The following is a 15,818-nucleotide window of genomic DNA, read 5'->3' as shown; positions in this document are numbered from 1 at the left end:
GATGACTGACACGTACGCGCCCCGGGCCGCCGTGCAGGCCCGGCCCGCCGCCGGCAGCGCGGTGCTCGACGTGGTGGTCCCGGTCTACAACGAGGAGGCCGACCTCGGGCCCTGCGTCCGGCGGCTGCATGCGCACCTGACCGCGCACTTCCCGTACCCGTTCCGGATCACTGTGGCCGACAACGCCAGCGTGGACGGCACCCCGGCGGTGGCCCGGGTGCTCGCCGACGAGCTGCCCGAGGTGGGGGTGCTGCGCCTGGACGAGAAGGGCCGCGGGCGGGCGCTGCGGGCCGCGTGGTCGGCCTCGCCGGCGCCGGTGCTCGCGTACATGGACGTGGACCTGTCCACCGACCTGGCCGCGCTGCTGCCGCTTGTCGCGCCGCTCATCTCCGGGCACTCGGACCTGGCCATCGGCACCCGGCTGGCCCGCACCAGCAGGGTGGTCCGGGGCGCCAAGCGGGAGGTCATCTCGCGCGGCTACAACCTGCTGCTGCGCGGTGCGCTCGCGGCGCGTTTCTCCGACGCCCAGTGCGGGTTCAAGGCGATCCGCGCCGACGTGGCCGCCGAGCTGCTGCCGCTGGTGCGCGACACCGGCTGGTTCTTCGACACCGAGCTGCTGGTCCTGGCGCAGCGGGCCGGGCTGCGCATCCACGAGGTGCCTGTGGACTGGGTGGACGACCCGGACAGCCGGGTCGACATCGTCGCCACCGCGCTGGCCGACCTGCGCGGCATCGGCCGGCTGGGCCGGGCGCTGGTGACCGGGGCGCTGCCGCTGGCGCAGTTACGCGCCCAGCTCGGCCGAGGCCCGTTGCCGGCCCTGCCGGCGCAGGTGCCGATCGGGTTGCCGCGCCAGCTCGCCCGGTTCGCCGCTGTGGGCGTGGCGAGCACGCTCGCGTACCTGCTGTTGTTCCTGCTGGCCCGCGGCCCGCTCGGGGCACAGCCGGCGAACCTGCTGGCGCTGCTGCTCACGGCGGTGGCCAACACGGCCGCCAACCGGCGGCTCACGTTCGGGGTCACCGGGCGCCGCCACGCCGGCCGGCACCACCTCCAGGGCCTGCTCGCGTTCGCCCTCGGCCTGGCACTGACCAGCGGTTCCCTGGCCGCGCTGCACGCCACCACAACCCCGAACCGCGCGTTGGAGCTGACCGTCCTGGTAACGGCCAACCTGGCCGCGACGGCCCTGCGCTTCCTCCTGCTCCGCCTGGCCATGCACCACCGCCCTTGACCCCCACCGCCCCTGACCCTCACCACCCCTGACCCCACCCCGTCGATCATGAGGTTGGCGGTGCGACACGCCGGGCGCCGACACCGTCAACTTCATGATCGACGGGGAGGGTGGGGGGTGGGAGGGTGGGAGGGTGTACCGGGAGTGGAAGGTGGCGGGGGTTCCGGGCGGGGTGCTGTGGAGCAGCGTCTCGGGCGGGAGTGAGACGCGGGTGCTGCCGGACGGGTGCCTGGATCTGCTCTGGTCCAGCCGGTCCGGGCTGCTGGTCGCGGGTCCGGACCGCACCGCGCACCTGTCGCGGTCGGCGCCGGGGGACCGGTGGATCGGGCTGCGCCTGCCGCCGGGGACCGGCCCGGCCGTGTTCGGGGTGCCGGCCGAGGAGTTGCGGGACCGCCGCGTATCGCTCGCCGACCTGTGGGGCCGCGCCGCCGCCGAGGTGACCGAGCGGGTCGAGGCCGCGCTGGCCGCGCCGGGCGACGAGGCCGCCGGGGTGCTCACCCGGGTCGCCCGCGACCGGCTGCGCGCGGCCGGCGGCCCCGACCCGATCGGCGCGCATGTCGCCGCCCGCCTGGCCGCCGGGGCCACCGTCGCCGCGACCGCCGCCGAGGTCGGCCTCGGCCCGCGCGCCCTGCACCGGCGCAGCCGGGACCTCTTCGGGTACGGCCCGAAGACGCTGGCCCGCATCCTGCGGATGCGCCGCGCGCTGGACCTGGCCCGCGCCGGTGCGCCGCTCGCCGAGGTGGCGGTGCGCAGCGGGTACGCCGACCAGGCCCACCTGACCCGCGAGGTGCGGGAGCTGGCCGGGGTGCCGCCGACCCGGCTGCTCGCCCCGGCCCGGAGCCGCCCGCAGGCGACCTGACCGGCCCGGAAGCGGCCCGCGAGCCGCCTCGCGTCTACTCGGCCGCAGGCAGCGGGGCGAACAGGTCCACGCCGTTGCCGTCCGGGTCGTGCAGGACCGCGTACCGCTGCCCCCAGAACGCGTCCCACGGCGGCATCTCGCCGTGGTGCCCGGCACCGGTCAGCTCGGCGTACCAGCGGTCCACCTCGGACGGGTCGGCGCACCGGAAGGCCAGGCTCATCCGGTTGTTGCCGCCGGACGGGTCGAAGTCGGGGTGGAAGCTGCGGATCACCTCGACCGTGTCCCAGGCCAGCCGTACGCCGTTCGGCAGGGTGACCTCGACGTGCCCTTCCGTCTCGGCGCCGGCCGGGATCGGCAGCCCCAGCCGCCGGTAGAAGTCGAGCGTGCGGGCCATGTCGGTGACCACGGTCCCGACCAGATCGAACTGCGGTGTCATGCCGGCCACGGTAGGCGCGACCGGCCCGGCCCGTCTTGAACGGATCGGACGGGGGACGAGTGGCCGGTGTGGCCGCGGACCCGGACGCCGAGACGTTACGGTGAGGGACAAGTCCGGCTCCGAGCAATAAAGCTCGCATTCCGGGCGTGCTTCGATGACCGGCGAGGGAAGGAAAAGTAGCCGTGACGCATCTGGCCTACCTGGACGCGGGATCCGGCAGTCTCATCGTGCAGGCGGTGGTCGGCGGGGTGGCCGGGGTGGCGGTGGCCGCCAAGCTCTACTGGCGCCGCCTGGTGTCCCGGTTCCGGCGTCAGCCCTCCGACCAGGGCCCGGCGGCGTGACGATCCCCGACACCGGCGTCCGCGTCGAGCCCGGCTCCTTCCGCGACCCCGGCAACCGGGTGTTCCACCGGGGCGATGAGGTGCTGCGCGGGCTCGACGAGCGCTCCGCCCGGGACTGGCGGGCGCTGTCCGTCACCGACTTCTTCCGGCAGGCCACCAGCACCGGGCAGATCGTCGGCACCGAGGAACTGACCCCGACCCCTGTCGACGCGCCCTGGACCACGGTGCTGCGGCACGAGCGGATCCCGTTCGTCTCGCACCCCTACGAGTGGTCGTCCGCGATGCTGCGCGACGCGGCGCTGCTGCACCTGGACGTGCTGCGCGCCGCCCTGGAAGCAGGCTTCACCACGAAGGACGGCTCGGCGTACAACGTGCAGTGGCGCGGCGCCCGGCCGGTCTTCATCGACGTCGGCTCGTTCGAGGCACTGCGCGACGGCGAACCCTGGGCCGGCTACCGGCAGTTCTGCCAGACGCTGCTCTACCCGCTGCTCATCCAGGCCCACCTCGGGCTGGACTTCCAGCCGTTCCTGCGCGCCCGCGTCGACGGCGTCGAACCGGACCAGATGCGCCGGCTGTTCGGCGGTGCCCGGCGCTGGCGAGCCGGCGTGCCCACCCACGTGCACCTGCACGGCGCGATGCAGGCCCGCAACTCCGCCGCGAGCACCACCGACGTCCGCGCCCAGTTGCGCGCCGCCGGGTTCTCCCGGGAACTGGCGCTGGCCACGGTACGCGGGCTGACGAAACTGGTCCGCCGGATCGACCACCGGCCCGGCGACAGCCACTGGTCGGACTACCAGCGCACCTGCGCGTACTCGGTGCCGGACCGGCAGGCCAAGGAGGAGTTCGTCGACCGGGCGGTGGCCGCCGTAGGCGGAGGATCGGCGCTGGACCTGGGCGCCAACGACGGCCGGTACGCCCGCATCGCCGCCCGGCACGCCGCGCACGTCGTCGCCGTCGAGCAGGACCCGGCAGTGGTCGACACGCTCTACCGCGCGCTGCGCGACGAGGGCGAGACACGGATCCTGCCGCTGGTGATGGACCTGGCCGACCCGTCGCCGGGCGGCGGCTGGCGCGGCGTCGAGCGGGCCGCGTTCGCCGACCGGGCCCGCGCGGACACCGTCCTGGCCCTGGCCGTGGTGCACCACCTGGCGATCGGGCGCAACGTGCCGCTGCCCGAGGTGCTCGACCAGCTGACCGCGCTCACCGCCACCGGCGGCAGCCTGGTGGTGGAGTTCGTCCACCCGGACGACCCGATGGCCCGCCGGCTGCTGGCGAACAAGCCGGACGGCCTGTTCCCGGACTACCGGCGGGACGCCTTCGAGGCGCTGCTGGCCCGCCGGGGCCGGGTGGTCGCCCGGACCGAGTTGCCGTCCGGCACCCGCACGCTCTACCAGGTGGTGGTGGGTGGCTGAGGACACCCTCGCACCACCCCGGGAACGCGCGGCCGGACCGGACCGCCGGGAGCGCCGGCCCTGGTGGCGGGCCGAGGCCGCCCGGCTGGCCGAGGTCGCCGCGCTGATCGGGCTGGTGGTCACCCAGCCGCTGCTCGACGTGCTCGGCCGCAGCCCCGACTTCTTCCTGTTCCACCGCGCCTCCCGGGCCGACGTGCTGCTGCTGGTCGCCCTGATCGCGCTCGCGCCGACGATGGTGTTCGCGCTGCTCGGCGCGCTCGCGCTGCCCGCCGGACGCCTCACCCGGTCCGTCGCGCACACCGCGCTCGTGGGACTGCTGCTCGCCGCGCTGGCGGTCCAGGTCGGCCGGCACGTCACGCCGCTTCGAGGCGTACCCCTGCTTGTCGTCGCCGGTGCGGCCGGAGCCGCGGGCGCGGCCGCGCACCGGCGGTGGCGGGCGCCCCGGCGGGTGCTGCGGGTCGCCGCCGCCGGGCCACTGGTGTTCGTCGGGTTGTTCCTGTTCGCCTCGCCCGCGTCGGCGGTGGTGCTGCCGCGCGGTGAAGGGGGCGCGGCCGGCGTGGCCGGTGCGGGTGCGCACCCGCCGGTGGTCATGATCGTGCTGGACGAGTTGCCGCTGGTGTCCCTGCTCGGTCCGGACGGCCGGATCGACGCCGAGCGCTACCCGAACTTCGCGGCGCTGGCCGGCGGGTCGACCTGGTACCGCAATGCCACCGGCGTCAGCGGCTGGACGCCCTACGCGCTGCCCGCGATGCTCACCGGGCGCTACCCGGAGCGGGGGGCGGCGCCGCACTACTCGCAGTACCCGGACAACCTGTTCACCGCGCTCGGCGGCCTCTACCGGATCAAGGCCGAGGAGAGCATCACCCGGCTCTGCCCGCCGAGCCGCTGCGAGCAGGCCACCACCCCGGAACAGGGGCTCGGCGTGCTGGTCCGGGAGAGCGGCCGGCTGCTCGGACGGATCGCCGCGCCGGTGGACAGCCGGATCGACCCGGAGGACTCCTACCGCGAGCGGACCGCCGCCGAGGCCGGGCTGGACGCCGCCGAGCCGGTGCCTGACGACCCGAAGTTCCGCTGGGACACCCTCGACGACAACCAGCCGGCCCGGTTCACCTCGTTCCTGGCCGGGCTGCGCCCCGACACCCGGCCCACGCTGCACTTCCTGCACCTGCTGATGCCGCACTCGCCGTGGGCGTACCTGCCGTCCGGGGCGCATTACGCGGCGCCGGACGACCTGCCCAACGACGGCGCCGGCTGGGTCGACCTGGCCCGCGCCCGGCACCTCGCCCAGCTCGGCTACACCGACCGGCTGATCGGCGAGACGCTGCGGACGCTGCGCGCCACCGGCCTCTACGACCAGTCGCTGGTCGTGGTCACCGCCGACCACGGCGTCAGCTTCCGCCGGGACTGGCAGGGCCGGGGGATGGACGCCATCGACCACGCCGCGAACGAGGTGGCCTGGGTGCCGATGTTCGTCAAGGAACCCGGCCAGCGCGCCGGACGGGTGGACGACCGCAACTGGGAGCACGTCGACCTGCTGCCCACGATCGCCGACGAGACGCACATGCGGGTGCCCTGGCGGATGGACGGCCGGTCGGCGAAGGCGGCCCCGCGCGAACGGGCCGACAAACGCTTCTACGACCGCCCCGGCCAGCCGGTCACCGTCAACGGCGGTGTGCCCGCGCCGCTCCCGCCGCCTCCCGTCGACCCGCTCGTCGGCACCCGGGTCGGTGACGTGCCGGTCGCCGGGACCGCCACGGTGGCGAACCGGGACGCGTTCGACGCGGTCGACCCGGCCGGCGGCGGGCTGCCCGCGATGGTCTGGGGCACCGTGCCGGACGGCGTACCCGACGGCACCCGGCTGGCCGTGGCGGTCAACGGCACCGTCGGCGCGGTGGTGCCGGTGGTGCCGCCGGACGCCGGTGGACGGCGGTTCGCCGCGCTGCTCGCCGACGACCGTCTGTTCGCCGCCGGAGCCAACCGGCTCGACCTCTACCGGGTCGGCGACGACGGGACGCTGCGGCGGCTCACGCTGTCGTGACGGACCTCCCGAGCGTGCCCATGGCCGCGCTCCCATCCGGTTTCCGGACCGGCTGGCCGGGAAACAGGTGACGCACACCTCACCCTCAAACCATGACGAGCGGTGTTCTCCGCGCCGTGATTACGGTAGAAGCGAAGGCAATTCAACGAAGATCTTGCCGGCGAAGCGAGGAACAGATGACGGAAGTCAAGCTCGACCACCCCGGTGGGCAGCTGTCGATGCCGGTGCAGTCCGCGGTTGAGGGCCCCGCCGGGATCGGGGTGAGCAAGCTGCTCAAGGAAACCGGGATGACCACGTACGACCCCGGTTTCGTGAACACCGCGTCCTGCTCGTCCGCCATCACCTACATCGACGGTGATGCCGGCATCCTGCGGTACCGGGGTTACCCGATCGACCAGCTGGCCGAGAAGTCCTCTTTCCTGGAGGTCTCCTACCTGCTGATCTACGGCGAGCTGCCGTCCCAGACGCAGCTCACCGAGTTCAGCGAGCGGATCCGGCGGCACTCGCTGCTGCACGAGGAGATGCGTCGCTTCTTCGACGGCTTCCCCCGCGACGCGCACCCGATGGCCGTGCTCTCCTCGGCCGTCAGCGCCATCTCGACCTTCTACCAGGACAGCCTGGACCCGTTCGACTCCGAGCACGTGGAGATGTCCACGGTGCGGCTGATGGCGAAGGTCCCCACCATCGCCTCGTACGCGTACAAGAAGTCGATCGGGCAGCCGCTGCTGTACCCGGACAACTCGCTGGGCTACGTCGAGAACTTCCTGCGGATGACGTTCGGCGTACCGGCCGAGCCGTACGAGGTCGACCCGGTCGTCGCCCGGGTGCTGGACATGCTGTTCATCCTGCACGCCGACCACGAGCAGAACTGCTCCACCTCGACCGTGCGGCTGGTCGGCTCCAGCAACGCCAACCTGTTCGCCTCGGTCTCGGCCGGCGTGAACGCGCTGTTCGGCCCGCTGCACGGCGGCGCCAACCAGGCCGTCCTGGAGATGCTCCAGAAGATCCAGGCCGACGGCGGCGACGTCCGCTCCTTCGTGCAGAAGGTGAAGGACAAGCAGGACGGCGTGAAGCTGATGGGCTTCGGGCACCGGGTCTACAAGAACTACGACCCGCGCGCCGCCATCGTGAAGAAGGCCGCCCAGGACGTGCTCGGCCGGATGGCCAAGCCGGACCCGCTGCTGGACCTCGCCGTGCAGCTCGAGGAGATCGCGCTCGCCGACGACTTCTTCGTGTCCCGGCGGCTCTACCCGAACGTGGACTTCTACACCGGCCTGATCTACAAGGCCATGGGCTTCCCGACGAAGATGTTCACGGTGCTGTTCGCGCTCGGCCGACTGCCCGGCTGGATCGCGCAGTGGCGCGAGATGATCAACGACCCGGAGACCAAGATCGGTCGCCCGAGGCAGATCTACACCGGCGCCACCGAGCGGGACTACGTCCCCGCCGCCCAGCGCTGAGCGTGCAAGGAAGGGCCCCTTCTTAACGCCTCGGGTAGAGGAGGGGCCCCCTTTTAACACGCGGACCACGAAGGCCGCCGACCCGAGCCGGGTCGGCGGCCTTCGTCGTGTGCACCGGGCGGCGGGCGTTAATAAGGGGCCCTTCCTCTACCCCAGGCGTTAACAGGGGGCCCTTCCTTACCTCAAGCCGGCGGCGGTGAGGAGGTTGCCCTCGGGGACGCGCGGCGTGGGGTGACCGTGTGCCATGCGGTGCTGTGCGCGGGCGGCGGTGAACGCCGGGTCGCCGGCGATGGCTGCGGCGTACGCGGCAGCCGTGCGGGACGCGATGGCCGCCCAGCCGTACTGCTCGTGCACCATGGTGCGGGCCCGCCGGGCGAGCGCACGCGCCCGGTCCCGGTCGGACAGCAGCGTGTGCACCGCCTCGGCGAGGCCGTCCGGGTCGTGCGGGGCGAACGTCATCCCGGTGACGCCCGGCTCCACGATCTCGGCCAGCCCACCGGTACGGGCGACGGCCAGCGGCGCGCCCGCGGCGGCCCCCTCCAGCGCCACCATGCCGAACGGCTCGTAGATGCTCGGCACCGCGAAGCAGTCCGAGGCGGCCATGACGGCGGGCAGGTCGGTGCCGCCGAGGAACCCGGGCATGCTCACAGTGGCGCCCAGCCCGAGGCGGTGCACCTCGGCCTCCAGTTCCGCCTTGTACGGCCCGTCGCCGACGATCACCGCGCGCAGGCCCGGGTGCCGGTCGCGCAGCCGGGGCAGCCCGGCCAGCAGGTGCTGCACGCCCTTCTCGTACACCAGGCGCCCGGCGAACGTGACCAGCGGGCCGTCGGCGGCGAACCGGGCCCGGGCGGCGGCGACCGCCGACGCGGGCACCCGCCAGCGGTGCGGCTCGACGCCGTTGGGGACCACGTCGACGCGGGCGGCGTCCACGCCGAACAGCGCGCCCACCTCGTCGCGCATGTAACCGGAGCAGACGATCACGCGCCCGGACTCGCCGGCGAGCCAGTGTTCGACGCCGTGGATGGTGCGGTTCATCTCCTCGGGCAGCCAGCCCTGGTGCCGGCCCGCCTCGGTGGCGTGGATGGTGCTGACCAGCGGCACGTCCAGGTGCTCGCGCAGCGTCATCGCGGTGTGCGCGACGAGCCAGTCGTGGGCGTGGATGACGTCGTAGGTGCCGGAGGAGGCGGCGCGCAGCGCGGCCCGGGTGAGGGTGTGGTTGAACGCCATGGTCCAGGCCAGCAGCGAGCCGGTGGCGAGGGGGAAGGTGACCGGGTCCTCGGCGGCGCGGACGATGCGGACGCCGTCGGCGTACTCCTCCAGGGGAGCGCCCTCGGCGTGGCGGGTGACGACCGTGACCTCGTGCCCGGCGGCGGCCAGGGCGACTGACAGCGCGTGGACGTGGCGGCCGAGCCCGCCGACGAGCACCGGCGGGTACTCCCACGACAGCATCAGGATGCGCCGGGTCCGGGGCGCGGACCCGGCCGGCGACGGGGGCGCCGGGCGGGAGGTGAGGGTGGGCCGGTGGAGCCGGTCCGTCGCGGTGGCGGGCTGAGCGCCGACCCGCAGAGTGGTCACGGGGATCTCCGTCCATGCATGGTGAGGCACGCCGGCTTCGGTGGCGGCGTCGAGCGGTGGTGAGGTGTGGCCGAACGGCCGGGCGGGCCCGCGCGCGCGTGGGCCCGGATCCAGGAAAGTCCATCCGCCGCCGGTCCGCATCTCGAAAAGGGCGATCGTGACGGATGACACCCGAACGTCTATCCGTTCGCACGAGGGCGGATTCGGTTACGGTCCGAACGGGTGGATTGACGGCGGGTACGACTGGGCATCACCGGCGTGCGCATCGGCGGTTCCCCCTGTCCGGTGCGCTCACGATCATGGGCCGAAGGAGCGACATGCAGGTCTGGCCGGGCGAGAGCTACCCCCTCGGCGCCACGTACGACGGGATGGGCACCAACTTCGCGATCTTCTCCGAGGTGGCGGAGAAGATCGAGCTGTGCCTGTTCGACGAGTGGGACATCGGCACCGAGCGGCGGGTGGAGCTGCGCGAGGTCGACGCGTACGTCTGGCACGCCTACATCCCCGGTGTCGAGCCCGGCCAGCGCTACGGCTACCGGGTGCACGGGCCGTGGAACCCGGCCGAGGGGCTGCGATGCAATCCGCACAAGCTGCTGCTCGACCCGTACGCGAAGGCGGTCGACGGGGAGATCACCTGGGATCCGTCGGTCTACGACTACGAGGTCGGCGGCGACCCGGACCGGATGAACACCGCCGACTCGGCGCCGTACATGCCGAAGTCGGTGGTGGTGAACCCGTACTTCGACTGGGGCAACGACCGGCCGCCGCGCACCCCGTACCACCACTCGGTGATCTACGAGGCGCACGTGCGCGGCCTGACCATGCGCCACCCGGACATCCCGGAGGAGCTGCGCGGCACGTACGCGGCGATCGCCTCACCGGTGATGATCGAGCACTTCAAGCGGCTCGGCGTGACGGCGGTGGAGCTGATGCCGGTGCACGAGTTCGTGCACGACCACCGCCTGGCCGACCTGGGGCTGCGCAACTACTGGGGCTACAACACCATCGGCTTCTTCGCCCCGCACCACGGCTACTCCGCGCTGGGCCGCCTCGGCCAGCAGGTGCAGGAGTTCCGGGGCATGGTCAAGGCGCTGCACGCCGCAGGCATCGAGGTCATCCTCGACGTGGTCTACAACCACACCGCCGAGGGCAACCACCTCGGGCCGTCGCTGAGCTTCAAGGGCATCGACACCCCGAGCTACTACCGCCTCTCCGAGGAGGACAGGCGCTACTTCGTCGACTACACCGGCACCGGCAACAGCCTCAACGTCCGCAGCCCGCACTCACTGCAACTGATCATGGATTCGCTGCGCTACTGGGTCACCGAGATGCACGTCGACGGCTTCCGGTTCGACCTGGCGGCCACGCTCGCCCGCGAGTTCTACGAGGTGGACCGCCTGTCCACGTTCTTCGAGGTGGTGCAGCAGGACCCGGTGGTCGGCCGGGTGAAGCTCATCGCCGAGCCGTGGGACGTGGGCCCCGGCGGCTACCAGGTCGGCAACTTCCCGCCGCAGTGGACCGAGTGGAACGGCAAGTACCGCGACACCGTCCGCGACTTCTGGCGCGGCGAGCCGGCCACGCTCGCCGAGTTCGCCTCCCGGATCTCCGGCTCCGCCGACCTCTACCAGGACGACGGCCGCCGCCCGTTCCACAGCATCAACTTCGTCACCTGCCACGACGGGTTCACGCTCACCGACCTGGTCTCCTACAACGACAAGCACAACGAGGCGAACGGCGAGGACAACCGGGACGGGGAGAGCCACAACCGGTCCTGGAACTGCGGCGTCGAGGGGGAGACCGACGACCCGGGCGTACGTGTGCTGCGCGACCGGCAGCGGCGCAACTTCCTGGCCACGCTGATCCTGTCCCAGGGCGTGCCGATGCTCGGCCACGGCGACGAGCTGGGCCGCACCCAGCGCGGCAACAACAACGCCTACTGCCAGGACAGCGAGATCGCCTGGGTCGACTGGGACCGGGCCGACACCGAGCTGCTGGACTTCGTCCGCCGGCTCACCGAGTTCCGCAACCGGCACCAGGTGTTCCGCCGCCGCCGGTTCTTCACCGGCCTGCCGGTGGGCGGCCGGGCCGCCGGCTCCGGACTGCCGGACCTGGCCTGGTACACCCCGGACGGCCGGGAGATGACCGGTGAGGACTGGGGCAACGACTTCGGCCGCTCGGTGGCCCTGTTCGTCAACGGCGACGGCATCGGCGAGCGCGGCCAGTACGGCCAGCGCCACCGGGACGACTCGTTCCTGCTGCTGTTCAACGCGCACGACGCGCCGCTGGACTTCACGCTGCCCGGCGAGGAGTTCGGCACCCGGTGGGAGCTGGTGATCAGCACCGCGGAACCCGATCCGGAGAAGACGACGCTCGTCGAGGCGGGCGGCACGGTCTGCGTGCCGGACCGTTCGCTGCTGGTCCTGGAGAGGACGGCCTGACCGATGCCCGACACCCCCCGCTCGACGTACCGGGTCCAGGTGCGTCCCGGCTTCGACCTGGACGCCACGGCCGAGCTGGCGGGCTACCTCGCCGCGCTCGGCGTCACCCACCTCTACACAGCGCCCCTGCTCACCGCCACCCCCGGCTCCACGCACGGCTACGACGTGGTGGACCACCGCACGGTCAACCCGCAGCTCGGCGGCGAGGCCGCCCGCGCGCGGCTGGTCCGGGCGCTGCGCGCGGCCGGGCTGGGCCTGGTCGTGGACATCGTGCCCAACCACGCCGGGGTGGCCCGGCCCGAGGCCAACCCGGCCTGGTGGGACGTGCTGCGGCGGGGACGCGAATCGGCGTACGCGCGCTGGTTCGACATCGACTGGGACCGCGGTCGGCTGCTGCTGCCGGTGCTCGCCGACACCGCCGACGCGCTCGACGACCTGAAGCTCGTCGACGGAGAGCTGCGCTACCACGAGCACCGCTTCCCGGTCGCCGACGGCACCGGCGACGGCACTCCCCGGCAGGTGCACGACCGGCAGCACTACGAGCTGGTGAACTGGCGGCGCGGCGACGCCGAGCTGACGTACCGCCGGTTCTTCGCCGTGTCCGATCTGGCCGGCCTGCGGGTGGAGGACCCGGAGGTCTTCGACGCCACCCACGCGGAGATCCTGCGCTGGGTCGCCGCCGGCGAGGCCGACGGCATCCGGGTCGACCACCCGGACGGGCTGCGCGACCCGGCCGGCTATCTCGCCCGGTTGCGCGCCGCCGCACCGGCGAGCTGGCTGGTGGTGGAGAAGATCCTGGAGTACGGCGAGGACCTGCCGGACTGGCCGGTCGACGGCACCACCGGCTACGACGCGCTGGCCGCCGTGTCCGGGCTTTTCGTCGACCCGGACGCCGAACCGGAGTTCACCACGCTGGACGGCCGGCTGACCGGGCGGCACACGTCCTGGGCCGACCTGACGCACGCCACCAAGCTGGAGGCCGCCACCCGGCTGCTCGCCGCCGAGCTGACCCGGCTGGCCGCGCTCGTGCCGGAGCTGCCCGGCGAGCAGGTCCGCGCCGCCCTGGCCGAGCTGGCCGCCTGCTTCCCGGTCTACCGCGGCTACCCGCCCGCGGGCGCCCGGCACCTGGCCGCCGCCCGCAGCGAAGCAGGCCGCCGCCGTCCCGACCTGATCGGCGTGCTGGACGCGGTCACCGCCCGGCTGCGCGACCCCGGCCACGAGCTGGCCGCCCGGTTCCCGCAGTTCACCGGCGCGGTCATGGCCAAGGGCGTGGAGGACACCGCGTACTACAGGTGGAGCCGGTTCGTCGCCCTCAACGAGGTCGGCGGCAGCCCGGCCCACTTCGGCGTACCAGCGGCCGAGCTGCACCGGTTCGCCGCCACCCGGCAGGTCCGCTGGCCGGCGAGCATGACCGCGCTCTCCACCCACGACACCAAGCGCGGCGAGGACGTCCGCGCCCGGCTCGCGGTGCTGTCCGAGATGCCCGGCCGCTGGGCCGAGCGGGTCGCCGACTGGATGTCCCGCGCGCCGCTGGCCGACCCCGCGCTGGCCCACCTGCTCTGGCAGACCGCCGTCGGGGCGTGGCCGATCGAGCGGGAGCGACTGCACGGGTACGCAGAGAAGGCCGCCCGGGAGGCGTCGGTCACCACCAGCTGGGCCGACCCGGACCCGTCCTTCGAGCACGAGATGCACGCCCTGGTCGACCGGATGTACGACGACCCGGAACTGCACGCCCAGATCACCGCGTTCGCCGCCGAGATCACCCCGCCCGGCTGGTCCAACGCGCTCGGGCAGAAGCTGGTGCAGCTCGCCATGCCCGGTGTGCCCGACGTCTACCAGGGCACCGAGCTGTGGGAGAACTCGCTCGTCGACCCGGACAACAGGCGGCCTGTCGACTTCGCCGTACGCCGGGACATGCTGGCCCGGCTCGACGCCGGATGGCGGCCCGCGGTGGCCGACGACGGCGCGGCCAAGCTGCTCGTGGTGTCCCGGACGCTGCGGCTGCGCCGCGACCGCCCGGACCTGTTCGGCGGCTACCGGCCGGTGCCGGCGCGCGGCCCGGCCGCCGCGCACGCGGTGGCCTTCGACAGGGGCGGCGCGGTGGCGGTGGCGACCCGGCTGCCGCTGCGGCTGGCCCGCTCCGGCGGCTGGCGGGACACGACGGTGTCACTTCCCGTTCATCAGTGCACCGACTTGTTCACCGGGCGGGTCTACAGTGGTTCTGAGCTGCTCCTGGATGATCTGCTGAGCACCTATCCCGTCGCCCTCCTCGCACCCACCGACTCTGTGGAGGCCGCCGCATGACCGAGTTCACGGTGTGGGCGCCCGAGGCCGCCCGGGTGCGGCTGCGCCTGCCCGGCGCCGCCGACCACGCGATGCGTCAGGGGCCGGACGGCTGGTGGCGGGTCGAGGTGCCCGACGCCGGGCCGGGCACCGACTACGCGTTCCTGCTCGACGACGACGAGCAGGCCCTGCCGGACCCGCGCTCGGCCTGGCAGCCGGCCGGGGTGCACGGGCCCAGCCGGCTCTACGACCACGCCGCGTTCGGCTGGACCGACGCCGCCTGGACCGGCCGGCAACTACCCGGCAGCGTGCTGTACGAGCTGCACATCGGCACGTTCACCCCGGAGGGCACGTTCGACGCTGCGATCGCGAAGCTCGACCACCTGGTCGACCTCGGCGTCGACATGGTCGAACTGCTGCCCGTCAACGCGTTCAACGGCGAGTACAACTGGGGCTACGACGGCGTCTGCTGGTATGCCCCGCACGAGCCGTACGGTGGCCCGGACGGCCTGAAACGGTTCGTCGACGCCGCCCACGCCAAGGGCCTGGGGGTGATCCTCGACGTCGTCTACAACCATTTCGGGCCCTCCGGGGCCTACGCGCCGCGGTTCGCGCCGTACCTCACCGAGCAGAGCAACACCTGGGGCCGCACCGTCAACCTGGACGGCCCGCACTCCGACGGGGTGCGCCGCTACATCGCCGACAGCGTGCTGACCTGGCTGCGCGACTACCACGTCGACGGGCTGCGGCTGGACGCCGTGCACGCCATGCCGGACGGCCGGGCCGTGCACTGGCTGGAGGAGGTCGCCGCCGAGGTCGAGGCGCTGTCCACGCACCTCGGACGGCCGCTGTCGCTGATCGCCGAGAGCGACCTCAACGACCCGCGCCTGATCACGCCCCGCGAGGCGGGCGGGTACGGCCTGCACGCCCAGTGGAACGACGACGCCCACCACGCGCTGCACACGCTGCTCACCGGCGAGCGGCAGGGCTACTACGGCGACTTCGGCTCCCTGGAGTGCCTCACCGACGTGCTGACCGGCGGCTTCTTCCACGCCGGCACCTGGTCCAGCTTCCGGGGCCGCAGTCACGGCCGCCCGGTCGACAGGCAGCGCACGCCCGGCCACCGCTTCGTGGCGTACCTGCAGAACCACGACCAGATCGGCAACCGGGCCACCGGCGACCGGATCTCCGCCACGCTGTCGCCCGGCCTGCTGCGCGTCGGCGCGACGCTGCTGATGACGGCGCCGTTCACGCCGATGCTGTTCATGGGGGAGGAGTGGGCGGCCTCCACGCCGTGGCAGTTCTTCACCAGCCACCCCGAGCCGGAACTCGCGGCGGCGGTCGCGACCGGCCGCCGACGCGAGTTCGCCGACCACGGCTGGGCCACCGACGACGTACCCGACCCGCAGGACCCGCAGACGTTCCTGCGGTCCCGGCTGGACTGGGCCGAGCTGGACAAGCCGGAGCACCGCGAGACGTACGACCTCTACCGGCGGCTGATCGCGCTGCGCCGATCCCGGGCCGACCTGTCCGACCCCCGGCTCGACCGGGTCGACGTACGCCACGGCGACCGGTTCCTGGTGATGCGGCGCGGCGAGACGCTCGTGGTGGCGAACCTGGCCGGCCGGGCGCAGCGGATCAACCTGCCCGGCGTGGTACGCCGGGTGCTGCTCGCCACGTCCGAGGGCGTCACGGTCATGCGCGACGGCATCGAGCTGCCGCCGGAGTCGGCCGCGATCGTGGCGCTCTGA

Annotated in this window: 11 protein-coding genes; 9 read left to right on the top strand and 2 right to left on the bottom strand. The window is 73.3% G+C overall.

The window, feature by feature from the left end:
* Nucleotide 1: 1 nt before the first annotated feature.
* Entirely contained in the window at nt 2-1,225 is a 1,224-nt protein-coding gene (locus tag ML5_RS27620; protein ID WP_013477027.1) for a dolichyl-phosphate beta-glucosyltransferase, read from the top strand.
* A 133-nt stretch (nt 1,226-1,358) separates the two neighbouring features.
* Entirely contained in the window at nt 1,359-2,084 is a 726-nt protein-coding gene (locus tag ML5_RS27615; RefSeq protein ID WP_013477026.1) for a helix-turn-helix transcriptional regulator, read from the top strand.
* 34 nt (nt 2,085-2,118) lie between these two features.
* Here ML5_RS27615 and ML5_RS27610 read toward each other — a convergent pair whose 3' ends face one another.
* Nucleotides 2,119-2,520 carry a VOC family protein gene (locus ML5_RS27610; RefSeq protein WP_013477025.1) on the bottom strand — a complete coding sequence of 134 codons (402 nt, stop codon included), beginning with the start codon at nt 2,518-2,520 and terminating at the stop codon, nt 2,119-2,121.
* A gap of 182 nt (nt 2,521-2,702) precedes the next feature.
* On the opposite strand from ML5_RS27610, the gene ML5_RS32450 reads away from it, so the two are divergent.
* From ML5_RS32450 to ML5_RS27595, 4 genes are all read left to right on the top strand, one after another.
* A complete protein-coding gene (locus ML5_RS32450) occupies nt 2,703-2,861 on the top strand; it encodes a hypothetical protein (RefSeq protein ID WP_013286005.1) in 159 nt (52 codons plus the stop codon).
* Complete coding sequence (locus ML5_RS27605) at nt 2,858-4,273, top strand: methyltransferase domain-containing protein (RefSeq protein WP_013477024.1); 1,416 nt, start codon at nt 2,858-2,860, stop codon at nt 4,271-4,273. Before ML5_RS32450 ends, ML5_RS27605 begins: the two co-directional genes overlap by 4 nt.
* The gene (locus ML5_RS27600) at nt 4,266-6,311 is read left to right on the top strand and encodes a sulfatase-like hydrolase/transferase (RefSeq protein WP_013477023.1); all 2,046 of its coding nucleotides are present in this window, start codon (nt 4,266-4,268) and stop codon (nt 6,309-6,311) included. The genes ML5_RS27605 and ML5_RS27600 overlap by 8 nt, the downstream gene beginning before the upstream one ends.
* A 176-nt stretch (nt 6,312-6,487) precedes the next feature.
* A complete protein-coding gene (locus tag ML5_RS27595) occupies nt 6,488-7,771 on the top strand; it encodes a citrate synthase (protein ID WP_013286008.1) in 1,284 nt (427 codons plus the stop codon).
* A 177-nt stretch (nt 7,772-7,948) separates the two neighbouring features.
* On the opposite strand, the gene ML5_RS27590 is transcribed toward ML5_RS27595, so the two are convergent.
* A complete protein-coding gene (locus ML5_RS27590) occupies nt 7,949-9,346 on the bottom strand; it encodes a glycosyltransferase family 4 protein (protein WP_013477022.1) in 1,398 nt (465 codons plus the stop codon).
* A gap of 317 nt (nt 9,347-9,663) precedes the next feature.
* On the opposite strand from ML5_RS27590, the gene glgX reads away from it, so the two are divergent.
* Genes glgX through treZ form a run of 3 tightly spaced genes read left to right on the top strand, consistent with a single transcriptional unit; the run spans nt 9,664 to nt 15,818 of the window.
* Nucleotides 9,664-11,784, top strand: coding sequence for a glycogen debranching protein GlgX (glgX, locus tag ML5_RS27585; protein WP_013477021.1), 2,121 nt, complete (start codon nt 9,664-9,666; stop codon nt 11,782-11,784).
* A gap of 3 nt (nt 11,785-11,787) precedes the next feature.
* On the top strand, nt 11,788-14,088 hold the full coding sequence (treY, locus tag ML5_RS27580; protein WP_013477020.1) for a malto-oligosyltrehalose synthase: 2,301 nt from the start codon (nt 11,788-11,790) through the stop codon (nt 14,086-14,088).
* Nucleotides 14,085-15,818 carry a malto-oligosyltrehalose trehalohydrolase gene (treZ, locus tag ML5_RS27575; protein ID WP_013477019.1) on the top strand — a complete coding sequence of 578 codons (1,734 nt, stop codon included), beginning with the start codon at nt 14,085-14,087 and terminating at the stop codon, nt 15,816-15,818. The genes treY and treZ overlap by 4 nt, the downstream gene beginning before the upstream one ends.

It is taken from the genome of Micromonospora sp. L5 (assembly GCF_000177655.2).
In the GTDB taxonomy this organism is placed as follows: domain Bacteria; phylum Actinomycetota; class Actinomycetes; order Mycobacteriales; family Micromonosporaceae; genus Micromonospora; species Micromonospora aurantiaca.
This window is presented reverse-complemented; position numbering and strand designations above follow the sequence as displayed.

Bases quoted from the DNA above. Each gene is read 5' to 3' on its own strand.
- ML5_RS27620 (WP_013477027.1), top strand. From the start codon at position 2: ATGACTGACACGTACGCGCCCCGGGCCGCCGTGCAGGCCCGGCCCGCC.
- ML5_RS27610 (WP_013477025.1), bottom strand. From the start codon at position 2,520: ATGACACCGCAGTTCGATCTGGTCGGGACCGTGGTCACCGACATGGCC.
- ML5_RS27595 (WP_013286008.1), top strand. From the start codon at position 6,488: ATGACGGAAGTCAAGCTCGACCACCCCGGTGGGCAGCTGTCGATGCCG.
- glgX (WP_013477021.1), top strand. From the start codon at position 9,664: ATGCAGGTCTGGCCGGGCGAGAGCTACCCCCTCGGCGCCACGTACGAC.
- treY (WP_013477020.1), top strand. From the start codon at position 11,788: ATGCCCGACACCCCCCGCTCGACGTACCGGGTCCAGGTGCGTCCCGGC.
- treZ (WP_013477019.1), top strand. From the start codon at position 14,085: ATGACCGAGTTCACGGTGTGGGCGCCCGAGGCCGCCCGGGTGCGGCTG.